This window comes from Leifsonia sp. fls2-241-R2A-40a, from assembly GCF_030209575.1.
GTDB lineage: Bacteria > Actinomycetota > Actinomycetes > Actinomycetales > Microbacteriaceae > Leifsonia.
The window spans coordinates 3,237,742-3,256,458 of sequence record NZ_JARVRS010000001.1; the positions used below are offsets into that span (position 1 = coordinate 3,237,742).

Genomic DNA, 18,717 nt, shown 5'->3' on the forward strand with positions numbered 1-18,717 from the left:
AAGCGTGCTGTGCTATGGCCGAGAGCTCGGAATCCGTGGACAACTCCCCTGCTGGCGAAACCGTGAGCAGCGGTCGCGAGCGCGTCATCGCCGACGCGGAAGCGCGCGGGGTGGACATCCGCATCGTGGAGCGGGTCGCGGCCCGCAGCCTGGAGGAGGCCGCGGAGGTGCTGGGCATCCAGCCGTCGGACATTGTCAAGACGCTGGTCGTGAAGCGCAGCGACGACACCTTCGTCTTCGCGCTCGTGCCCGGCGGCCGGAAGATCGCGTGGCCCAAGCTCCGTTCGGTGCTCCAGGTGAACAAGCTGCAGCTGCCGGACGCGTCCGTCGCCCTGGCCGCCACCGGCTACGCCCGCGGCACCATCACCCCGTTCGGCAGCACGACCGCGTGGCCCGTCGTCGCCGACGCGACGATCGTCGGGCGCACCGTGTCGATGGGCGCTGGCGAGGCCGGCTACTCGCTCTTCGTCGACGCCGATGACCTCATCGCCGCGTACGGCGCCACCGTCGCCGACATCACCGACCCCGAGTAGCCCCTATCGAGTGGTCCCAACACGCTGTTACGGCAGCACCATTACGGCGCGTTGGGACCACTGGATAGGCGGCCTGTGGATAGGCCGGAGGCGCGGTGCACACTGCGGCAGAGTGGCGGGATGCGAACTCCCCGACCCCTCCCACCGACGCTGAGATCGCCGAGCTTTTCTGTCGAGGCCGCGAGGCAGGCCGGTGTGCCGGCGCAGCGGCTCCGTCGCGCGGACCTGACGGCGCCGTTCCATGGCGTGCGCTCTCTCCCAGGCGCCGACGACGAGCTGGTGGAGCGGTGCGCCGCATATCGAGCGGCTATGCGGGAGGGGACGTTCTTCAGCCATGTCACTGCCGCGGCACTCTACGGGCTGCCGCTGCCCATGAGGTTCCGGGGGCGGGACATCCACGTGTCGTCCGTTCTCCCCGTCCGCGCGCCGAAGGGCCGCGGAGTCATCGGACACGCCCTCGGGCACCCTCCGCCGCTCCGCACGGTCTGCGGCCTGAAGGTACCTGAGCCGCAGGAGGTGTGGTGCGAGCTGGCCGCACTTCTCACCGTCGAAGAGCTGGTGATGGCAGGAGACGCGCTCCTTCGCCGCAAGCATCCCCTGTGCGAGCACGTGACGCTGATGGATGCAGCTGCGAACGCGATCGGACGCCCGGGTGTGCGCACGCTGCGAGCCGCGGCCGCGCTCGTGAGGCCGCGGACGGACTCACCCATGGAGTCCGTCCTGCGGTTGGCAATCGTTCGAGCGGGTCTGCCAGAGCCCGGCGTCAACGCACCGATCGTCGATTCCTCCGGTCGGATCCTTGCTTCCGGCGATCTCGTCTTCCCCAACGAGCGGCTCGTCGTCGAGTACGACGGCGATCACCACCGCACTGACGCGAAGCAGTACCAGACGGACATCGACCGCATCTATGTCGTCGAGACGCTCGGCTGGCGGGTTCTGCGCATCAGTAAAGAGCACATGCGGGACAATGCGCGGGAAGCGCTCCGCCGCATACGGACTGCTCTTGGAACTGGTGGTCCGAACATGCCGTTTTGACGAACTCGTAACGGCGTGTTGGGACCACTAGGTCACGGGAGGGCGCAGGTGTCACCGTCGCAGACGGCGGCCGGGGCGCCGAGCGGGACAAGGGTCGGGCGCGGCGGCGTAGCCGCAGGAGCCGCCTCGGCGCCGGCAGGCGCCGTGCTCACGCGGTCACCTCGGCGCGCTCGGACCACACCTGCTCCAGGACCTGGGCGAAGGTCGCCGCGTCCTGGGCTCCGGAGACGCCGTACTTGCCGTCGATGACGAAGAAGGGGACGCCGTTGATCCCGTACTCGGCGGCGGTGGCCTGGTCGGCGCGCACCTCGTCGACGTACTGCGACGACTCCAGCGCTGCCACGGCGGCGTCGCGGTCGAGACCGACCTCGGCGGCCAGGTCGGCCAGGTCCGAGATCCGGCCGACGTGGCGTCCCTCGACGAAGTAGGCGCGGAAGAGTCGCTCGGCCAGTTCCAGCTGCTTGCCCTGCGCCTTGGCGAAGTGCAGCAGCTCGTGCGCCTTCACGGTGTTCGTGTGCTTCAGGGTGTCGAAGTCGTATTCGAGCCCGACGGAGGAGGCGATCCCGGTCACGCGCTCCAGCATCTGCTCGACCTGCGAGGCCTGCATTCCCTTGTGGCCGGCGAGGAAGTCGATCTCGCTGCCCTCGAAGTCGACGGGGGTGTCCGGCGACAACTCGAACGAGTGGTACTCGACCTCGACCCCGCGGCCGTCGCCGGCGTCGGCGAAGAGGCCGCTGCCGGCCTCGAACTTGCGCTTGCCGATGTAGCACCACGGGCATGCGATGTCGGACCAGATGTCGATCTTGATGGGTTCGCTCACCTCAAAGACAACGGTGCAGGACTGCAACTATTCCGAAGGGGATGCCGCCGACGCACTGGATGGCGTGGGCGTGTCGATCGCGCCCCCGAACCGGCGGTTGCGCCGAAGGTACAGGTCCACCGCATCCCACAGGTCGGTCCGGCTGAAGTCCGGCCACAGCGTGTCGAGGAACACCATCTCGGCGTACGCGCTCTGCCAGAGGAGGAAGTTGCTGGTCCGCTGCTCCCCCGAACTGCGCACGAAGAGGTCGACGTCGGGCATGTCCGGGAGGTAGAGGTGACGCTGGATGGTCTTCTCGCTCACCGCCGACGGCCGCATCCTGCCCGCCGCCACCTCGTCGGCGATGGACCGCACCGCATCGGCGATCTCCGTCCGGCCGCCGTAGTTGACGCACATGGTCAACGTCAGGACGTCGTTGCCCGCGGTCAGCTGTTCGGCGTACTGCAGCTCCTTGATGACCGACGACCACAGCCGCGGCTTGCGACCGGCCCAGCGCACACGGACGCCCCACTCGTTGAGCTGGTCCCGCCGTCGGTGCAGCACCTCGCGGTTGAAGCCCATCAGAAAGCGCACCTCGTCGGGCGACCGCTTCCAGTTCTCCGTCGAGAACGCGTACACGCTCAGGTGCTTCACTCCGGCCTGGATGGCGCCGGCCACCACATCCAGCAGGGCCGCCTCCCCGGCGCGGTGTCCCTCGATGCGCGTGAGCCCCTGGCGGTTCGCCCACCGGCCGTTGCCGTCCATGACGATCGCCACGTGCGACGGCACGCTCCCCGCCGGGAACGCGGGCGGGTAGACCCCGGTCCAGTCGAGCGGGCGGTACTCGACCGCATCCTTGTGCGTGTAGGGCTTGGGACTCATCCACTCGCCTTCTGGTCGTGGTGCGGCTTCGGTTCGTGCTGGACGTGCTGCAGGGAGCGCAGCCCACGCTCCAGGTGCCACTGGGTGTACGCCGCGACCACGCCGTTCGCGCGGCTGCGGGTCTGCTCGGACGACGCCTCAACCGTCTCCCAGTCGCCCGACAGCAGCGCACCGAGCAGGGCGATCGTGTCGGAGTCGACCCGCGGGGCGCCCTGCGGCGCGCAGTTCTCGCAGACGACACCGCCGAGCTGGACGACCACGGCGGTGTGCGGGCCGGGTGTGCCGCAGCGCGAGCAGTCCTGGAAGCTCGGCGCCCATCCCGCCAGCGACAGCGCGCGCAGCAGGTACGAGTCGAGCGTCAGTCCGGCGCCGTGCTCCCGCCGCGAGAGCGACCGCAAGCCTCCCACCAACAGGAGGTACTGCTGCAGCGATGCTTCGGCGTCGGTCAGCCGGTCGGCGGCCTCGACCATCGCGTTCGCGGCGGTGTAGCTCGCGTAGTCGTCGGCGATGAGGGCGCCGTACGCGCCGATCGACTCGGCCTGGGTGACGACGTCGAGGCTGCGGCCCTCGTACAGCTGTACGTCCGCGACCATGAACGGCTCGAGACGGGATCCGAACCGGGATGCCGTGCGCCGCACGCCCTTGGCCACCGCGCGGATCTTGCCGTGCTGCCGGCTGAGCATGGTGACGATGCGGTCGGCTTCCCCCAGCTTGTGGGTGCGGAGCACGACGGCTTCATCACGGTAGACAGGCACACTCCAGTATCCCGCGCCCGACTGACAGTAGGGCGGATGCGGAGCTCGCCACGCCCGGGAGGCTCCACCGCGCGTGATACAAGTGACAGGTGAGCACGACCGCCCTGAACATCGGCGCCCTGTCGATCCCGCTGTGGGGCGACCTGATCGCCGTCGGCATCGGCAGCCTGCAGGGAGCGATGTTCGCCTCCGGCTTCCGCGACCGCCGCCTCGACCTGCTCGGCGTCGCCATCATCGGCGTCGCGACCGGGGTCGGCGGCGGCCTGCTGCGCGACCTGCTGCTGAACGTCACCCCGGTCGCCCTGCAGTCGAACTGGTATCTCCCGGCCACCGTCGTCGCGGCGCTGCTCGGGATGCTGCTGATCCGGCTGTTCCGGCGGCTCGACCCGGTGATCACCTTCCTGGATGCGCTCACGATCGGCCTGTTCGGCGCGATCGGTGCCAGCAAGGCGCTCGCCCTCGGGCTCCCGGAGGTTCCCGCCGTCTTCGTGGGAGTCGTCGCCGCGGTGGGCGGTTCGATCCTGCGGGACGTCCTGCTGAACCTCCCGATCGCGCTCATGCACGTCGGCTCGCTCTACGCGGTCGCGGCGGGCGCGGGCACCATCGTGCTCGTCGTGATGATCGACCTCGGCGTTCCGCTGACGATCGCGGCGATCGTCTGCGTGATCGTGACGCTCACCATCCGGTTGCTCGCGGTCCGCTTCGGCTGGAGCCTGCCGGAGCAGCGGGAGCTCGGCCGGATCCCGCGTCCACGCTGGCCCCGGTTCACCCGCGCGCCGAGCGACGCGCGCACCGTCGAGCGCACCGACACGGGCGCGATCCCCCGCTACCGCATCGACAAGCCGGGCGACTGACCGCCTGGTTGACGCAACACGCCGTCCGCGACGAGCGCGAGACGGCGTGTTGCGTCAACTCGATACGGGTCAGGCGCTGACGAGCTCCTCGGCCGAACGACCGGCGCCCGAGCGCACCGCGCGGTTCACCGCCGAGACGACGGCCTTGAAGGATGCGGTGGTCGTGTCCGCGTCGATGCCGACGCCCCACCGACGCTGGCCGTCCACATCCACCTCGACGTACGCCGCCGCCAGAGCCGACTCGCTGGCCGAGAGCGTGTGCTGCGAGTAGTCGTAGAGGTGTGCGTCCACACCGTGCTGGTGCAGGATGTCGAAGAACGCCGCGATCGGGCCGTTGCCCTCCCCCGTGGCCTTCGCGACGGTGTCGCCGTCGCGCAGGGTCACCGTGAGTACGACGTGCTCGCCGGTCTCGTTCGAGGTCGTGGTGCTGCCCAGCTCGAAGCGGCCCCACTTGGCGTCCGGGTCGTCCGACGGCGCCGGCAGGTACTCGTCCTGGAAAACGGACCAGATCTGGTCGCTGGTGACCTCGCCGCCCTCGGCATCCGTCTTCGCCTGCACAACCCCCGAGAACTCGATCTGCAGCTTGCGCGGCAGGTCGAGCGAGTGGTCCGACTTCAGCAGGTACGCGACGCCGCCCTTGCCCGACTGCGAGTTGACGCGAATGACCGCCTCGTAGCTGCGGCCCAGATCCTTCGGGTCGACCGGCAGGTAGGGAACGGCCCACTCCAGGTCGTCCACGGAGACGCCCTCGCGCTCGGCGCGCGCCTCCATCGCCTCGAAGCCCTTCTTGATGGCGTCCTGGTGGGAGCCGCTGAACGCGGTGAAGACCAGGTCGCCGCCCCACGGGCTGCGCTCCCCGACGGGCAGCTGGTTGCAGTGCTCGACCGTGCGCTTGATCTGGTCGATGTCGCTGAAGTCGATCTGCGGGTCGATGCCCTGGGTGAACAGGTTGATGCCCAGCGTGACCAGGTCAACGTTGCCGGTGCGCTCGCCGTTGCCGAACAGGCAGCCCTCGATGCGGTCGGCGCCGGCCATGTAGCCGAGCTCGGCGGCGGCGACGGCGGTGCCGCGGTCGTTGTGCGGGTGCAGCGACAGGAGGACGTTCTCGCGGTGGTTCAGGTGGCGCGACATCCACTCGATCGAGTCGGCGTAGACGTTGGGCGTGGCCATCTCGACCGTGGCCGGCAGGTTGATGATGACCTTGCGCTCCGGGGTCGGCTCGAAGATGTCGAGCACCTGGTTGCAGATGTCGGCGGCGAACTCGAGCTCGGTGCCGGTGTAGCTCTCGGGCGAGTACTCGTAGTAGATCGCGGTGCCCGGCACCAGCGACTCGAACTGGCGGCACAGCCGCGCGCCGCTCAGAGCGATGTCGATGATGCCCTGCTGGTCGGTGCGGAAGACCACCTCGCGCTGCAGGATGCTCGTCGAGTTGTACAGGTGGACGATGGCCTGCTTCGCGCCGACCAGCGACTCGTACGTGCGCTTGATCAGGTGCTCGCGCGACTGGGTCAGGACCTGGATGGTCACGTCGTCCGGGATGGCGTCCTCTTCGATGAGGCTGCGGACGAAGTCGAAGTCGGTCTGGCTGGCCGACGGGAACCCGACCTCGATCTCCTTGTAGCCCATCCGGACCAGCAGATCGAACATGATGCGCTTGCGCTCGGGGCTCATCGGGTCGATGAGGGCCTGGTTTCCGTCACGCAGGTCTACGGCGCACCAGCGCGGCGCCTGCGTGATGCGGTTCGACGGCCACGTGCGGTCCGGCAGGTCGACACGGATCTGCTCGTGGAACGGTCGGTACTTGTGGATCGGCATGGCGCTCGGCGCCTGCGTGTTCTTCATGGTCTGCATCCTCTTCGCGGTGTGGTGTGGAGAGCCGACGACGAACTCCGCGACGAGTGAGGCCCGAAGTTAGGACTCGTCGCGGCAGCTAAGGAGGAGCAGACCGTACACACGTGTGAGAATACCACGCGCGGTGGAGCTGTAAGCAGCGCGGAGCGATGCCGCGACCCCAGCGCCGAGGGAGCCTGCGACCGAGGTAACGGAGCAACGCCTATTACCGCCCCCGCACGAACGTCGCCGCCTGCCGCACCGACAGCTCCGGCAGGTACGCACGCACCAGCGCGATGCCGATCGCAGGCAGGGCGACCGGGTCCGGGTAGGCCATGATCAGCGGGTGCAGCTCGGGCTGGAACTTCTGCTTGAACTTGAGCAGCGAACGGAAGCCGTACACCGGCTCCAGCGACGAGCTCAGGTAGCCCAGCAGCCGGTCCATCGTGTCCTTCTCGCCGTCCGGAGTCGCCGCGGTGTGCGCGAGCGGCGCAGCGGAGAGCGACATGAATTCGATCCCGTCGTCCTTCATCCGCGTCGCCGCTTCGGCGATCAGAAACTCCATCACCCCGTTGATCGAGTCGGGACGGCGCCGCATGAAGTCGAGCGTCCAGCCGACGACGATGCCGTTGCGGTAGCTGGGGAGCCAACTGGTGACCGCCTCGATGCGCCCGTCCTCGTCGACTGCCAGCATGAGCCGCACTTCGGGATCGCGCAGCTCGTCGAGCCCGCCGAGGGTGAAGCCCATCTCGGGCAGGTCCTTCTCCGCCACCCACTGCTCCGAGATGTCCGACAGCTGCACCGCAGCGGTCAGCGGAAGGGCGGCGAAGCTCGTCCACTCCGAGCGGATGCCCGCGCGCTGCGCGCGGTTGATCGACGAGCGCACGTCCTGCCACTTCTTGCCCGTCGTCGCCCACAGCTGCGGGCGGATCAGCGTCTCCTCGGCGACGGTCATGGTCGACCAGCCGAGCCGTTCGAAGAGCGGGCCGAAGTGCGCATCCACGCTGTAGAACACCGGGATCCAGCCGTTGTCGTCGCAGAACCGGGCGAAGCCCTGGATGGCGCCGTCGTGCGGCCCCGGCGCGCCGAACGGTCCGCCGGTGGTCAGCGCCACCCGGCCCTCCACCCGGTACGCGATCGCGCCGCCTCCCACCGGGTCGAACCAGAAGGAGTTGCCCGGCCAGGTCGCCATGAACGAGATGGCGTCTCCGCCACCGCGATGCAGCAGCTCGCGAACGTGAGCGGGCTCGCCGGTGCCGCGGCGACGGAGTCCGCGGCCGAGCATGGCGGGGATGGCGCCCACGATCGCGACGATCCAGAACACGGTTCCGATGTTGTGGTAGACGATCGTGGCGAGGGGCGTCGTCGGCAAGTACTCCGCCGGCTCGCGTCGCAGGAAGCTCACCGGGACGAACCGCTCGAGGACGTCGTTGAGCAGGTCCCCGACCTCGATCGGCCGGGTGAAGCCGGTGTCCTTCTGCAGCCAGCCCACCAGGATGTACAGCCCGACGAGACCCACACCGGTTCCCAGGACGAGGAGCACGTAGCGACGCACCGCGCGGGCCGTCGGCATGACGCTGAAGTGCCTGCGGAACACGACGAGCAGCACCGCCATCGCCAGCGGCACCAGCGTCGAGAGGGCCAGGATGACCGTCACCTCCCAATACCGCGGCGAGACGGCCGGACGGGCGGAGGCGATCGGCAGGATGCCGTAGTAGAGCGCCGAGAGCAGCGCCAGAAGGCCGTTCACCGACACCGCCAGCCACACCGCGAAGCGCCGGCCGCGCAGCAGGCCGTAAGCCGCGACGAGCAGGAGGAGCAGCGGCAGCACCGACAGGAGCACCGGTCCGAGTCCGTTGATCCGTTCGAGCGTGAGGTCGCGGAAGCACGCCCGCGTGACCGCGAAAGCCTGGCAGCGCTCCACCACCGACGTGGCGCTCGGCGCCTCATTGCTGAACAGCAGGCCGATCGGTGACAGCATCCCGTACCGGGTGGAGCCGAGCAGACCGATGACCGGTCCCAGCGCCGTGATGGTGAGCGCGGAGGCGAGCAGCACCCGGACCTCGTGGTGGGAGCTGCGCAGCCATCCGCCGGCGACGCGTCCCTGCCGCAGCAGCGGGCCGAGCGCGAGGCCGGTCAGCACCGCGATCAGCCGGTACAGGTCGGACGGCAGCCCCGAGTAGAGCAGGTACATGATGGCGACCAGCAGCGTGATGACCCGGATGCGCCGCCGCCACAGCGTTCCGGCGAACGCACTAGCGGTCATGATCGTTCCGCCGATCGCGGTGAACGCATCCAGCACCAGCAGGCCGTGGACGTTGCGCGCCCAGAGCTCGCCGACGTTGTTCGCGACCACCTGCACGAGCACGCCCACGACGATGCCGACCGCGGCGGTCCCGAAGAAGGCCAGCATCGTGCGCCACGTGCCCATGAGCCGTTCCGACGCGCCGACGAGCACCACGCTGAGCACCAGCACGACGATCAGCTCGAGGAGGTCGTCGGTGAACAGGACCGCGGTGAACGGCGACCACCAGTGCCCGTCCAGCAGCTGTACGGCGCCGGCGCCCAGCCAGCCGCGGAGGGGACGGTGCGGGCCGCGGATCGGGCCGGTCGCGAGCGCCAGCACCAGGATGAGCAGGGTCACCGCGGTGGTGAAGGGATGCTGCGCGACGAGCCGTCCGGCGCGGCGGAGGACAGCGACCGGCTTCACGAGCCCAGCCCCAGCTGCGGCGCGATGAGCGGGAACCCGTGCGCCAGCACGTACCGCACGGTCTTCCAATCGTGGGCGGTGCCGGGCGAGCTCAACAGGTAGGCGTGCACGCGCGCCTGCTCCGCCTCCCGGTACAGCGTCCGCGCGAACCCGCTGTACTTGGCGTCGTTCGCTCCGGCGCCGAACACCATGACCGAATCGCGGTAGGGCGCGTGGGCCTTCAGGAGCGCGGACGGCTGCGCCTGCTCGTACGCCTGCTTCGAGCCGCCGAATCCCGTACTGATGGTCAGGGCCTCATTCCCCAGCGTCGGTCCGAGCTCGCTGGAGGACGCCAGCGCCGAGCCGAACAGGTCGGGGCGCCCGGTGGCGAACTGCACCGCGCAGGTCGCTCCCTGCGAGTATCCGAAGACGCCCCATCCCGCCGGGTCGCTGCTCACGCGCAGGTTCGAGCGCACCCAGTTCCGCACATCGGTCAGCAGGTAGGTCGCCGAATCGCCGTAATCGCGGGAATCGACGCACATCGGGTTGCGGCCCGGTCCGCCGAGTTGATCCGGAGCGACCACGATCGGCGCGTAGCCGTCGTGCTTCGCGGCGAACGCATCCATCACGGCGGCCACACGGCCCGCGGTGAACATGTCCGCGGGAGCTCCCGGCTGTCCGGACAGCGCGTAGAGCACCGGCAGGGCCGGTGGATTCGCGGTCAGCGCGACCGGAGGCAGGTAGACGACCGCCTTGCGCGCGGGGAACCGGGACTCGGTGGCCGGGATGCGGACAGTGCCTACCTCGCCCTTCGCGGGGAGGGTCGCGGGCGGGTCGGCGGGTGCCGGGTCGGCGGGTGCCGGGTCGGCCGTCGCGCGCCAGTCGGTCCCCGCGACGACCTCGCCACGCTCGGAGTGCAGCTGGAGCGCCCCGTACGGCACGACGCCGAGCACGTCGTTTCCGTTGCGGTACGCGCCGAAGTCCGCGTTGATCCCGCAGAAGGCCGCTGCCAGGAACACCGGGATGCTGAAAGCCGCGATCACCTTCCGCCACCAGCGGGAGCGGAACAGATTTGCGATAGCCAGGCTCACACTCCCGAAGCCGAGCGCCGTCCACAGCGTCGTCACCGGTGTCAGGGCGACACCGAAGAGATCGAGGACATCGGTGCAGAGCCACACGACGAACCAGCCGAGCAGTCCTCCGGCCACCGCAGCCGTCAGCCCGGCGAGCGTCCGCCGCCACGTGGGACGGATCAGGAGGTACAGCACGAGAGCCCCGGCCAGGACGTCCAGTGTGATGAGGAACGGCGGCTTGTCGATCCTCAGCGTCAGCAGCCAGTTCAGGGGTGGTCCTCTCGCGGTCGGGGCGTCGCGCTGTAGGAGCGGACAGTTGATTATTCCGGGTTCAGTTCGTCGATCCCTGAGGCTCACTGAGAGTTCAGCTAAGCAACAGGAAGCGCTACTCGACCGACAGCGCTGCCACAGGCGACACACGGGTGGCCCGGCGGGTCGGCGCAACCGCGGCGAGCACTGCGAGGGTGGCGGCTCCGACCAGGATGCACACCAGGAAGGGCCACGGAAGCGCGGGCACCAGCAGGCCGCCGCCGGGGATGGAGCCGAGCAGCGCCTGGGCCCCGATCCACCCGTAGGCGGTTCCCAGGATGAGCCCAGTCAGCACCGAGGCCACGGTCAGCTGAACGCTCTCGGCGAGAACCATCCGGCGCACCTGGGCGGCGCTGAAGCCGAGCGCGCGGAGCAGCCCGAGCTCGCGTCCGCGCTGCAGAACACTCAGCGAGAGGGTGTTGACCACGCCGCACGCGGCGATGACGGCGGAGAACCCGACCAGCACGGTGAACACGGCGAGCGTGCCGCCGATCACCCCGTCGGCGCCTTCGTACATCCCCGGTTCGCGCGCAGCCGCATCCCGGATCAGCTGCTGCCAGGTCGACGCCGCGACCACGAACATCGTGATCAGCGTCACGCCGATGACCAGACCGATCGCCGTCCGCGAGCTGCGCTCCGGGTTGCGCACAGCGTTGGCGGCGGCGAGCCGGCCTGCGGCGCCGCGGCCGAGGAGCAGACCGACCGCGCGGAGGACGGCGGGCAGGAAGAACGGTGCAGCGAGGATGATCCCCGTGAACGAGAGGATGCCGCCGGGCAGCGCTATCAGCACGCCGTACGGCGAGAGGGTGGCGAGGGTGGCGCTCAGCGCGGCGAACGCGCCGAGCCCGAGGAGGAGGCCGAGGATGAGCAGCGCAGTCCCTGCGATCAGGAGGAGCAGCGAGACGACCAGACGGCCACGGCTCCGCACCGCGCGGGCCGGGCGTTCCTCCGCCGCACCGAGCGCCTGCATCGGCGTCACCGAGAGCACCCGGCGACTGCCCACCCAGGATGCGAGCCACGTGGTGAGCACGACGGCGACCGCGGGCGGGACCATCTCGACGCTGAGAACCGGATACGACGCCTCGGGCAGGACACCTGTCGCGACCAGCAGCCGCACGGCCACCAGCGCGAGCACGGCGGCGATCGCACCGCCCACTGCCGCGCCGATCAGTCCGACGGCGAGTCCTTCGCTCGCCACGGAACGCCGCTGGGTCCGGGCGCTGGACCCGATGAGGCGGAGCAGGGCGATCGTGCGCGTGCGTCCGGCGATGACCGTCGCGAAGGTGTTCGTGGTGACGATCGCGCCGACGTAGACCGCGACGACGAAGAAGATGCCGGCCACGACGGTCAGGGCGATCTGCACGCTGCCGTGCTCCCCCATCGACGATGCGCCGATGTAGGCGCCCAGGACGTTCACTCCGCCGACCAGCGCCACACCGAAAGCGGAGCTCAGCCCCGCGACGAGGATGCCCGCCCGATGGTCGCGGGCGTTCGCGCGGAAGGCCGAGAACGGCCGGCTCACGCGCGCGCCTCCATCCCGAGCATGAAGGCGGAGATCTCCTCGGCGGTGGAGCTCCCCCGCTCGGCCGCGACGCGTCCGTCGGCGAGGAAAACGATGTGGTCGGCGTAGCTCGCCGCGACCGGGTCGTGAGTGACCATGGCGATGCTCTGCCCGAACGCGCGCGACGCCTCCTGCAGGACGGCGAGCACCTCGCGACCGGTGCGCGAGTCGAGGTTGCCGGTCGGCTCGTCGGCGAACACGAGGTCCGGGCGGGTGGCCAGGGCGCGGACGATGGCGGCGCGCTGCTGCTGGCCTCCGGACAGCTCGTGCGGTCGATGGGTCAGCCGGTCGCGCAGGCCGAGGGTGTCGACGAGGTGGTCGATCCACTCGTTCTGCTCGCGCGTCGGGCGGCGCCCATCCAACTCGAAGGGAAGCAGGATGTTGCCCCGCACATCCAGCGTCGGCACCAGGTTGAACGACTGGAACACGAACCCGACCCGTCGGCGACGCAGCAGGGTGAGCTCGGCATCCCCGAGGTGCGTGATCTCCGTGTCGCCCAGGAACACGCGACCGGCGGTCACCGAGTCGAGGCCCGCCATCACGTGCATCAGCGTCGACTTGCCGGACCCGCTCGGCCCCATGATCGCGGTGAAGCGACCGGCGGGGATGCCGAGCGTCACGCCGTCCAGGGCGTTCACCCGCCCCGCGCCGGTGCCGTAGGTCTTCGTGGCCGTTTCGACGCGGGCCACCGTATCGGTGAGAGTCAGCTCCATGCCCTCCACGCTAGGGACGCGATGTCGCGGCCGGATCGGGCGACGGACCGATCCTGTGTCCTCCCTGAGGATGACGTGGGCGCGGGGCTGCTCGGGTGGGATGCGGCCCACCACCCTCCTCACCTGGCTGCCAGCGTCGGAGATCCGGCCGCGCACGGCCCGCATCTCCATCCGCACCGCGGTACGTCGGAGATCCGGAGCCCTTCGTCCGACGGAAGCGCGCCCAACTCCGACGGATCGCGCCGCTACTCCGCGGCCGTCAGGCCGTGCTCGAAGGCGTAGACCACCATCTGCACGCGGTCGCGCAGGCCCAGCTTGGCGAGGATGCGCGAGATGTGCGTCTTCACGGTCGCCTCGCTCAGGAACTCCGACCCGGCGATCTCCGCGTTGCTCAGGCCGCGCGCGGCGAGGACGAAGATCTCCCGCTCGCGCGAGGTGAGGGAGGCGAACTCGGGCGGCTCGGGACGGGGCGGCTGAGCCGACGAGAAGTACTCGAAGAGCTCCCGGGTCGCGCCCGCAGCGATCACCGCGCTGCCCGCATGGACCGTACGGATCGCCGCCAGCAGGAACTCGGGCTCCGCATCCTTCAGCACGAACCCGCTGGCCCCGCCGCGGATCGCGCGCGCTGCCGCTTCATCGAGATCGAATGTGGTCAGCACGACGATGCGCGGCGCGGTCCGGCCGGCGCGCTCGGCGTCGGCGATGATCGCGCTCGTGGCGGCGATGCCGTCCATCACGGGCATCCGGATGTCCATCAGCACCACGTCCGGCCGGGTCTCTGCGGCCAGCCGCACGCCCTCCTGGCCGTTGCCCGCCTCGCCCGCGAACTCGAGGTCGTCCTGCGAGCTCAGCAGCATCCGGACTCCCGCGCGGAACAGCGGCTGGTCGTCGACCAGCAGCACCCGGATCCGGCCCACCTCGGTGACCGCTCCGGCCACACCTGCGTCCGTTCCGCCGCTCATGCCGCTGCCCCCGGCAGGAAGGCGGTGACCACGAACTCGCCGTCGTGCGGCCCCGCAGTAAGCGAACCGCCGGCGAGGGATGCGCGCTCGCGCATCCCGGGCAGACCGTGTCCGATGCGGGGCAGCGCGCCGGTGGCGCTCGGTTCGAGGGTGGTGTCTCTCATGGTGTTCCTCACGGTGATGACGAGTCCGGGGCCGCGGTCGGCGGGCGCCTCGGCGAGCACGACGCTGGCCGGGCTGCCGGTGTCGCCGTGCCGCAGCGCGTTGGTGAGCGCCTCCTGCACGATGCGGAAGGCGGCGAGTTGCTGTGCGGAGCCGAGGCCCGCCACGTCGCCCTGCCGCTCCAGGGTGACCGGCAGACCGGCAGAGCGGATGTGCTCCACGGTCAGGTCGAGGTCGGCGAGCGACGGCTGCGGGCCGTCGTGCTCCCCCGGCGAACGGCTTGCGTCGGCGGGATGCGACTGCCGCAGCTCCGCGAGCAGCACGCGCACGTCGCCGAGCGCGGAGCGGGCGGTGGATGCGATGGTCGCGAGCGCCTCATCCACCGCGTCGGGGTCGGAGTGGCGCGCATAGCGGGCGCCGTCGGCCTGCGCGATGACGACGGCGAGCGAGTGCGCCACCACGTCGTGCATGTCGCGCGCGATGCGGGTGCGCTCCTGCTCGACTACGACATCCTCGACCGCGCGATTCCGATCGAGTTCGGCTTCCGCCCGGGCACGCCGCGCAACGCGCGCGTTGCGCCAGGTGCGCACGAGCAGGCCGAGCACCCAGGACAGCCCCAGGACGGTGACGCTCACCACGAAGAGGAACGCGAACTGCAGCGCCACGTTCGCGATGGCGCTGGAGAGCAGGTCGTAGTACCCCTGCGCCACGGCGGAGGTGACCGTCAGGTAGAGCGCCGCGACGAGGGCGCCGATGCCCGCAGAGATCAGTCCGGCGCCGCGCACGATCCGGTCGCCGTAGGCGCCCGTGGCGTAGAGCACGATCAGGACCGCCACATCGCTGACCAGGATGCTGTGCCCGGTCGTCATCTGCAGCACGGCGGCCAGCCAGGCGATCGAGAGGGCGACCGCGGGCGAGATCCGCCGGAGCGCGACGGCGACGGCGAACGCGATCATCACCAGGAACGACGACCGGTCGGCGGTTCCGCCGCTCAGCAGGCACAAGGCCGCGAAGGCGACCGCTCCGACGATGTCGGCGGTCAGCTGCGTGCGCGTGAGCCGGCGCACCAGCTCCGGTCGCGACGGGTCGTCCTCGGCGGCCTCGATGCCGCCGTTCGAGGCGAGCCACACCAGCACCGACGGGCCGCGCGCACCGCCGGTGGCGACCTGGGCCGCGCGCTGCCGCGCCACGAGGAACCCCAGGAGCCAACCAGCGACGAAGATCACCGCCAGCAGCAGGCTCATGAGCAGGAAGCCGACGCCCTGACTGGTGTAGTAGCCCCCGATCACCGGTCCGAACTGCGGGAACTTGAGGTCGCCGCGGACCGTGAACAGGTACGCGACCGCCGGCGCGAGCAGGATGGCCGACGAGAAGTCGACCCACCGCAGCACGCGCCCGCCGTGTGCCGCGACGCCGACCAGCGTCGTGACGACCGCGATGGCCGCGATCACCCGGAAGGCGCCGGGCAGGGACGCCTGCTCGGTCAGTTCGAGCAGCACCGCGACCCAGACCAGGCCGAGCGCCACCGCGGGCAGGATGCGCGACAGTGCCACAGCGGCGCAGTAGAACACGAGGGCCAGCGCGCCGCTCATGTCGTACGGCAGGCCGGTCACGAACCACGCCGCGAAGAGCACGACCGCAAGCGCGGGCTCCAGCACCCAGCGGTGCGGTGCCAGCGCGCTCAGCAGTCGGCGGCGGTCGGGCATGCTTCTACCGTACGGTCCGGCTCCGCGGGGACGCGCATCCGGCCGCCGGAATCATCCTCGGGATGTACGGGGCGACCCAGGCCGCGCAGAACCCCGACCGCGCAGAATCCCGACCGCTCAGAACCCCAGTCGCCCGAGCTGCTTGGGGTCGCGCTGCCAGTCCTTCGCCACCTTCACGCGGATGGACAGGAAGACGTGCCGCCCGATCAGCTTCTCGATCGGCACCCGCGCAGCAGCGCCGACTTCGCGGATGCGGCTCCCGCCCTTCCCGATGACGATCGCCTTCTGGCTGTCGCGCTCGACGAAGAGGTTGGCGTAGACCTCGACCAGGTCTTTGTCGTCGCGCTCGATGATGTCGTCGATGGTGACCGCGAGCGAGTGCGGCAGCTCGTCTTCGACGCCCTCCAGCACCGCCTCGCGGATGTACTCCGAGATGCGGTCCTCGAGTCCTTCGTCGGTGATCGCCTCGTCCGGGTAGAGCGGGGCGGGCGATGCCGGCAGCAGTTTCATGAGCTCGGAGGTCAGCGTCTCCAGCTGGATGTTGCTGGTGGCGGACACCGGGACGATCGCCTCCCACTCGCGCAGCGCCGAGACGGCGAGCAGTTGCTCGGCGACCTGCGCCTTGCCCGTCGCATCCACCTTGGTGACGATGGCCACCTTCTTGGCGCGCGGGTAGTCGTCCAGCTGTTCGTTGATGAAGCGGTCGCCGGGGCCGATCTTCTCGTCAGCGGGGACGCAGAAGCCGATGACGTCCACATCGCCGAGCGTCGACTGAACCAGGGTGTTGAGGCGTTCGCCGAGCAGGGTGCGCGGGCGGTGGATGCCTGGGGTGTCGACCAGGATGAGCTGGCCGTCCTTCTGATGCACGATGCCGCGGATGGCCCGGCGGGTGGTCTGCGGCTTGGAGCTCGTGATGGCGACCTTCTCGCCGACGAGGGCGTTGGTCAGCGTCGACTTGCCCACGTTGGGGCGGCCGACGAACGAGACGAATCCGGCGTGGTACTCGGTCACGATCTGGTCTCCTGGGTGGTGTGTCGGGAGTCGCCGTGTCGCGACTCGCTGTGCCGGTCATTGCGGTCGGCCCGTTCGGTCCGGTCGTGCCGGTCCGGCTCCGGTTCGGGCAGCACCGCATCCCGCTCGACCAGGACCGTGGCGACGTGCTTGTGCCGGCCCTCGATCCGGTCGACCGTGAACTTGAGCCCGTGCACGACCACCGTTGAGCCCACCTCCGGCAGCCGGCCGAGCGCCTTGGTGACGAGTCCGCCGACGCTGTCGACGTCCTCCTCCTCGATCTCGATGTCGAAGAGTTCGGCCAGGTCGTCGATCGGCAGCCGCGTCGCGATGCGGTAGCGGCCATCCCCGAGGGCCTGGATGAGCGCGAGCTCGTGGTCGTACTCGTCCGAGATGTCGCCGACGAGCTCCTCGATCAGGTCCTCCAGCGTGACGAGCCCGGCGATGCCGCCGTACTCGTCCACGACCATGGCGAGATGGTTCGACTCGCGCTGCATCTGGGCGAGCAGCGCGTCCGCCTTCTGCGACTCGGGCACGAACAGCGCGGGGCGCGCCAGCTCGCGGACGGTCAGCTCGTCGGCGCCGAGCGGGCGCTCGAAGCTGAGCTTGGCCGCATCCCGCAGGTAGAGGATGCCGGCCACCTCGTCCGGATCTCCTCCGTCGATCACCGGCATCCGCGAGACGCCGGTGCTGAAGAACAGGCCCATCGCCGTGCCGAGGCCGGCGGTCGAGTCCACGGTGATCATGTCGGTGCGCGGGATCATCACCTCGCGCACGACCGTCGCGTTGAACTCGAAGATCGAGTGGATGAGCTCCCGGTCGTCCTCCTCCAGCACGTCGAACTCGGTCGCCTCGTCGACGATCGAGAGCAGCTGCTCCTCGCTCGTGACCGGCGCCGACCGCGCACGCGAGGGGGTGACGCGGTTGCCGAGCGCCACCAGTCCGCCCGGGATCGGGCCGAGCACGATGCGGACGAAGTGGACGACCGGTGCCGTGAGGCGCAGCAGCACCGTCGAGTTCGCACGACCGACGCTCCGCGGGCTCACGCCGACGAGCACGAACGAGACGGCAGTCATGATCAGGGCGGCGAGGATGAGCGAGATCCACCACTGCTCGAAGATCTGCTCGAAGGCCAGGGTGACCAGCACCGCCGCCGTGGTCTCGGCGAGGAGCCGGGTGAAGCTGATCGCGTTGAGGTACGCGCCCGGGTCCTCGGAGATCGACCGCAGCGAGTTCTTCGCGCGCGAGGTCTCGGCGAGATCGGCGATGTCGGCGCGCGACTGCACCGCCAGTGCCGCGTCGACGGCGGCCATCAGACCGCCGAATGCCACCAGCAGGAACGCGACGATGAAGAACAGCGCCTGCAGCATCCCGCCCCCTACCGCTGTCGGTCGTAGCGCGCGAAGCCGACGAGGATGTCGCGCTGGATGGCGAACATCTCGCGCTCCTCGGCCGGCTCGGCGTGATCGAAGCCGAGCAGGTGCAGGATGCCGTGCGTCGTGAGCAGCAGCAGCTCGTCCATCAGCGAGTGCCCGGCCGTCTCGGCCTGGACCTGCGCGACCTGCGGGCAGAGCACCACATCGCCGAGGAGGCCGGCGGGTGAGGGCTCCTCCTCCGTGCCCGGACGGAGTTCGTCCATCGGGAAGCTGAGCACGTCGGTCGGGCCCGGCTCGTCCATCCACTGGACGTGCAGCTGCTCCATCGCGGCCTCGTCGACGAGCACGATCGCGAGCTCGGCGTCGGGGTGCACGTGGAGGATGTCGAACGCGTAGGTGGCGAGCCGCTGAAGGGCGGACTCATCCACCTCGATGGTCGACTCGTTGTTGATCTCGATGCTCACTGC

At 70.0% G+C, this 18,717-nt stretch carries 16 protein-coding genes; 3 read left to right on the forward strand and 13 right to left on the reverse strand.

The genetic code is table 11. From position 1 onward, the window contains the following. Positions 1–14: 14 nt before the first annotated feature. The gene (locus QRN40_RS15995; protein WP_285116835.1) at positions 15–533 is read left to right on the forward strand and encodes an aminoacyl-tRNA deacylase; all 519 of its coding nucleotides are present in this window, start codon (positions 15–17) and stop codon (positions 531–533) included. A 75-nt stretch (positions 534–608) separates the two neighbouring features. Then, positions 609–1,568, forward strand: a complete 960-nt coding sequence (locus QRN40_RS16000; RefSeq protein WP_285116836.1) for an endonuclease domain-containing protein — start codon at positions 609–611, stop codon at positions 1,566–1,568. Positions 1,569–1,716: 148 nt separating this feature from the next. Here QRN40_RS16000 and QRN40_RS16005 read toward each other — a convergent pair whose 3' ends face one another. The 3 genes from QRN40_RS16005 to recO are packed head-to-tail and all read right to left on the reverse strand — an operon-like array spanning position 1,717 to position 4,004. Beyond that, entirely contained in the window at positions 1,717–2,388 is a 672-nt protein-coding gene (locus QRN40_RS16005; protein ID WP_285116838.1) for a DsbA family oxidoreductase, read from the reverse strand. Between the two features lie 27 nt (positions 2,389–2,415). Continuing rightward, complete coding sequence (locus QRN40_RS16010; protein WP_285116839.1) at positions 2,416–3,249, reverse strand: isoprenyl transferase; 834 nt, start codon at positions 3,247–3,249, stop codon at positions 2,416–2,418. Next, entirely contained in the window at positions 3,246–4,004 is a 759-nt protein-coding gene (gene recO, locus QRN40_RS16015; RefSeq protein ID WP_285116841.1) for a DNA repair protein RecO, read from the reverse strand. Before recO ends, QRN40_RS16010 begins: the two co-directional genes overlap by 4 nt. A gap of 89 nt (positions 4,005–4,093) precedes the next feature. On the opposite strand from recO, the gene QRN40_RS16020 reads away from it, so the two are divergent. Further along, complete coding sequence (locus QRN40_RS16020; RefSeq protein ID WP_285116843.1) at positions 4,094–4,858, forward strand: trimeric intracellular cation channel family protein; 765 nt, start codon at positions 4,094–4,096, stop codon at positions 4,856–4,858. A gap of 69 nt (positions 4,859–4,927) precedes the next feature. Here QRN40_RS16020 and leuA read toward each other — a convergent pair whose 3' ends face one another. From leuA to ybeY, 10 genes are all read right to left on the reverse strand, one after another. Next, positions 4,928–6,700: a 2-isopropylmalate synthase gene (leuA, locus tag QRN40_RS16025; RefSeq protein WP_285116844.1), complete on the reverse strand. Its 1,773-nt coding sequence runs from the start codon at positions 6,698–6,700 to the stop codon at positions 4,928–4,930. A 214-nt stretch (positions 6,701–6,914) separates the two neighbouring features. Continuing rightward, positions 6,915–9,398, reverse strand: a complete 2,484-nt coding sequence (locus QRN40_RS16030; protein ID WP_285116845.1) for a bifunctional lysylphosphatidylglycerol flippase/synthetase MprF — start codon at positions 9,396–9,398, stop codon at positions 6,915–6,917. After that, positions 9,395–10,807 (reverse strand): alpha/beta hydrolase, encoded by a 1,413-nt coding sequence (locus tag QRN40_RS16035; protein ID WP_285116846.1) that lies wholly within the window; start codon positions 10,805–10,807, stop codon positions 9,395–9,397. Before QRN40_RS16035 ends, QRN40_RS16030 begins: the two co-directional genes overlap by 4 nt. Before the next feature lie 28 nt (positions 10,808–10,835). After that, complete coding sequence (locus tag QRN40_RS16040) at positions 10,836–12,281, reverse strand: ABC transporter permease (protein ID WP_285116847.1); 1,446 nt, start codon at positions 12,279–12,281, stop codon at positions 10,836–10,838. After that, positions 12,278–13,033 carry an ABC transporter ATP-binding protein gene (locus tag QRN40_RS16045; protein ID WP_285116850.1) on the reverse strand — a complete coding sequence of 252 codons (756 nt, stop codon included), beginning with the start codon at positions 13,031–13,033 and terminating at the stop codon, positions 12,278–12,280. Before QRN40_RS16045 ends, QRN40_RS16040 begins: the two co-directional genes overlap by 4 nt. Positions 13,034–13,278: 245 nt before the next feature. Next, positions 13,279–13,995, reverse strand: a complete 717-nt coding sequence (locus QRN40_RS16050; RefSeq protein ID WP_285116852.1) for a response regulator — start codon at positions 13,993–13,995, stop codon at positions 13,279–13,281. Next, complete coding sequence (locus QRN40_RS16055) at positions 13,992–15,863, reverse strand: sensor histidine kinase (RefSeq protein WP_285116854.1); 1,872 nt, start codon at positions 15,861–15,863, stop codon at positions 13,992–13,994. The genes QRN40_RS16050 and QRN40_RS16055 overlap by 4 nt, the downstream gene beginning before the upstream one ends. 117 nt (positions 15,864–15,980) lie before the next feature. Further along, a complete protein-coding gene (era, locus tag QRN40_RS16060; protein WP_285116855.1) occupies positions 15,981–16,874 on the reverse strand; it encodes a GTPase Era in 894 nt (297 codons plus the stop codon). Beyond that, the gene (locus tag QRN40_RS16065; protein WP_285116856.1) at positions 16,871–18,244 is read right to left on the reverse strand and encodes a hemolysin family protein; all 1,374 of its coding nucleotides are present in this window, start codon (positions 18,242–18,244) and stop codon (positions 16,871–16,873) included. The genes era and QRN40_RS16065 overlap by 4 nt, the downstream gene beginning before the upstream one ends. 8 nt (positions 18,245–18,252) lie before the next feature. After that, complete coding sequence (gene ybeY / locus QRN40_RS16070) at positions 18,253–18,714, reverse strand: rRNA maturation RNase YbeY (RefSeq protein WP_285116858.1); 462 nt, start codon at positions 18,712–18,714, stop codon at positions 18,253–18,255. Between the last annotated feature and the right edge of the window lie 3 nt (positions 18,715–18,717).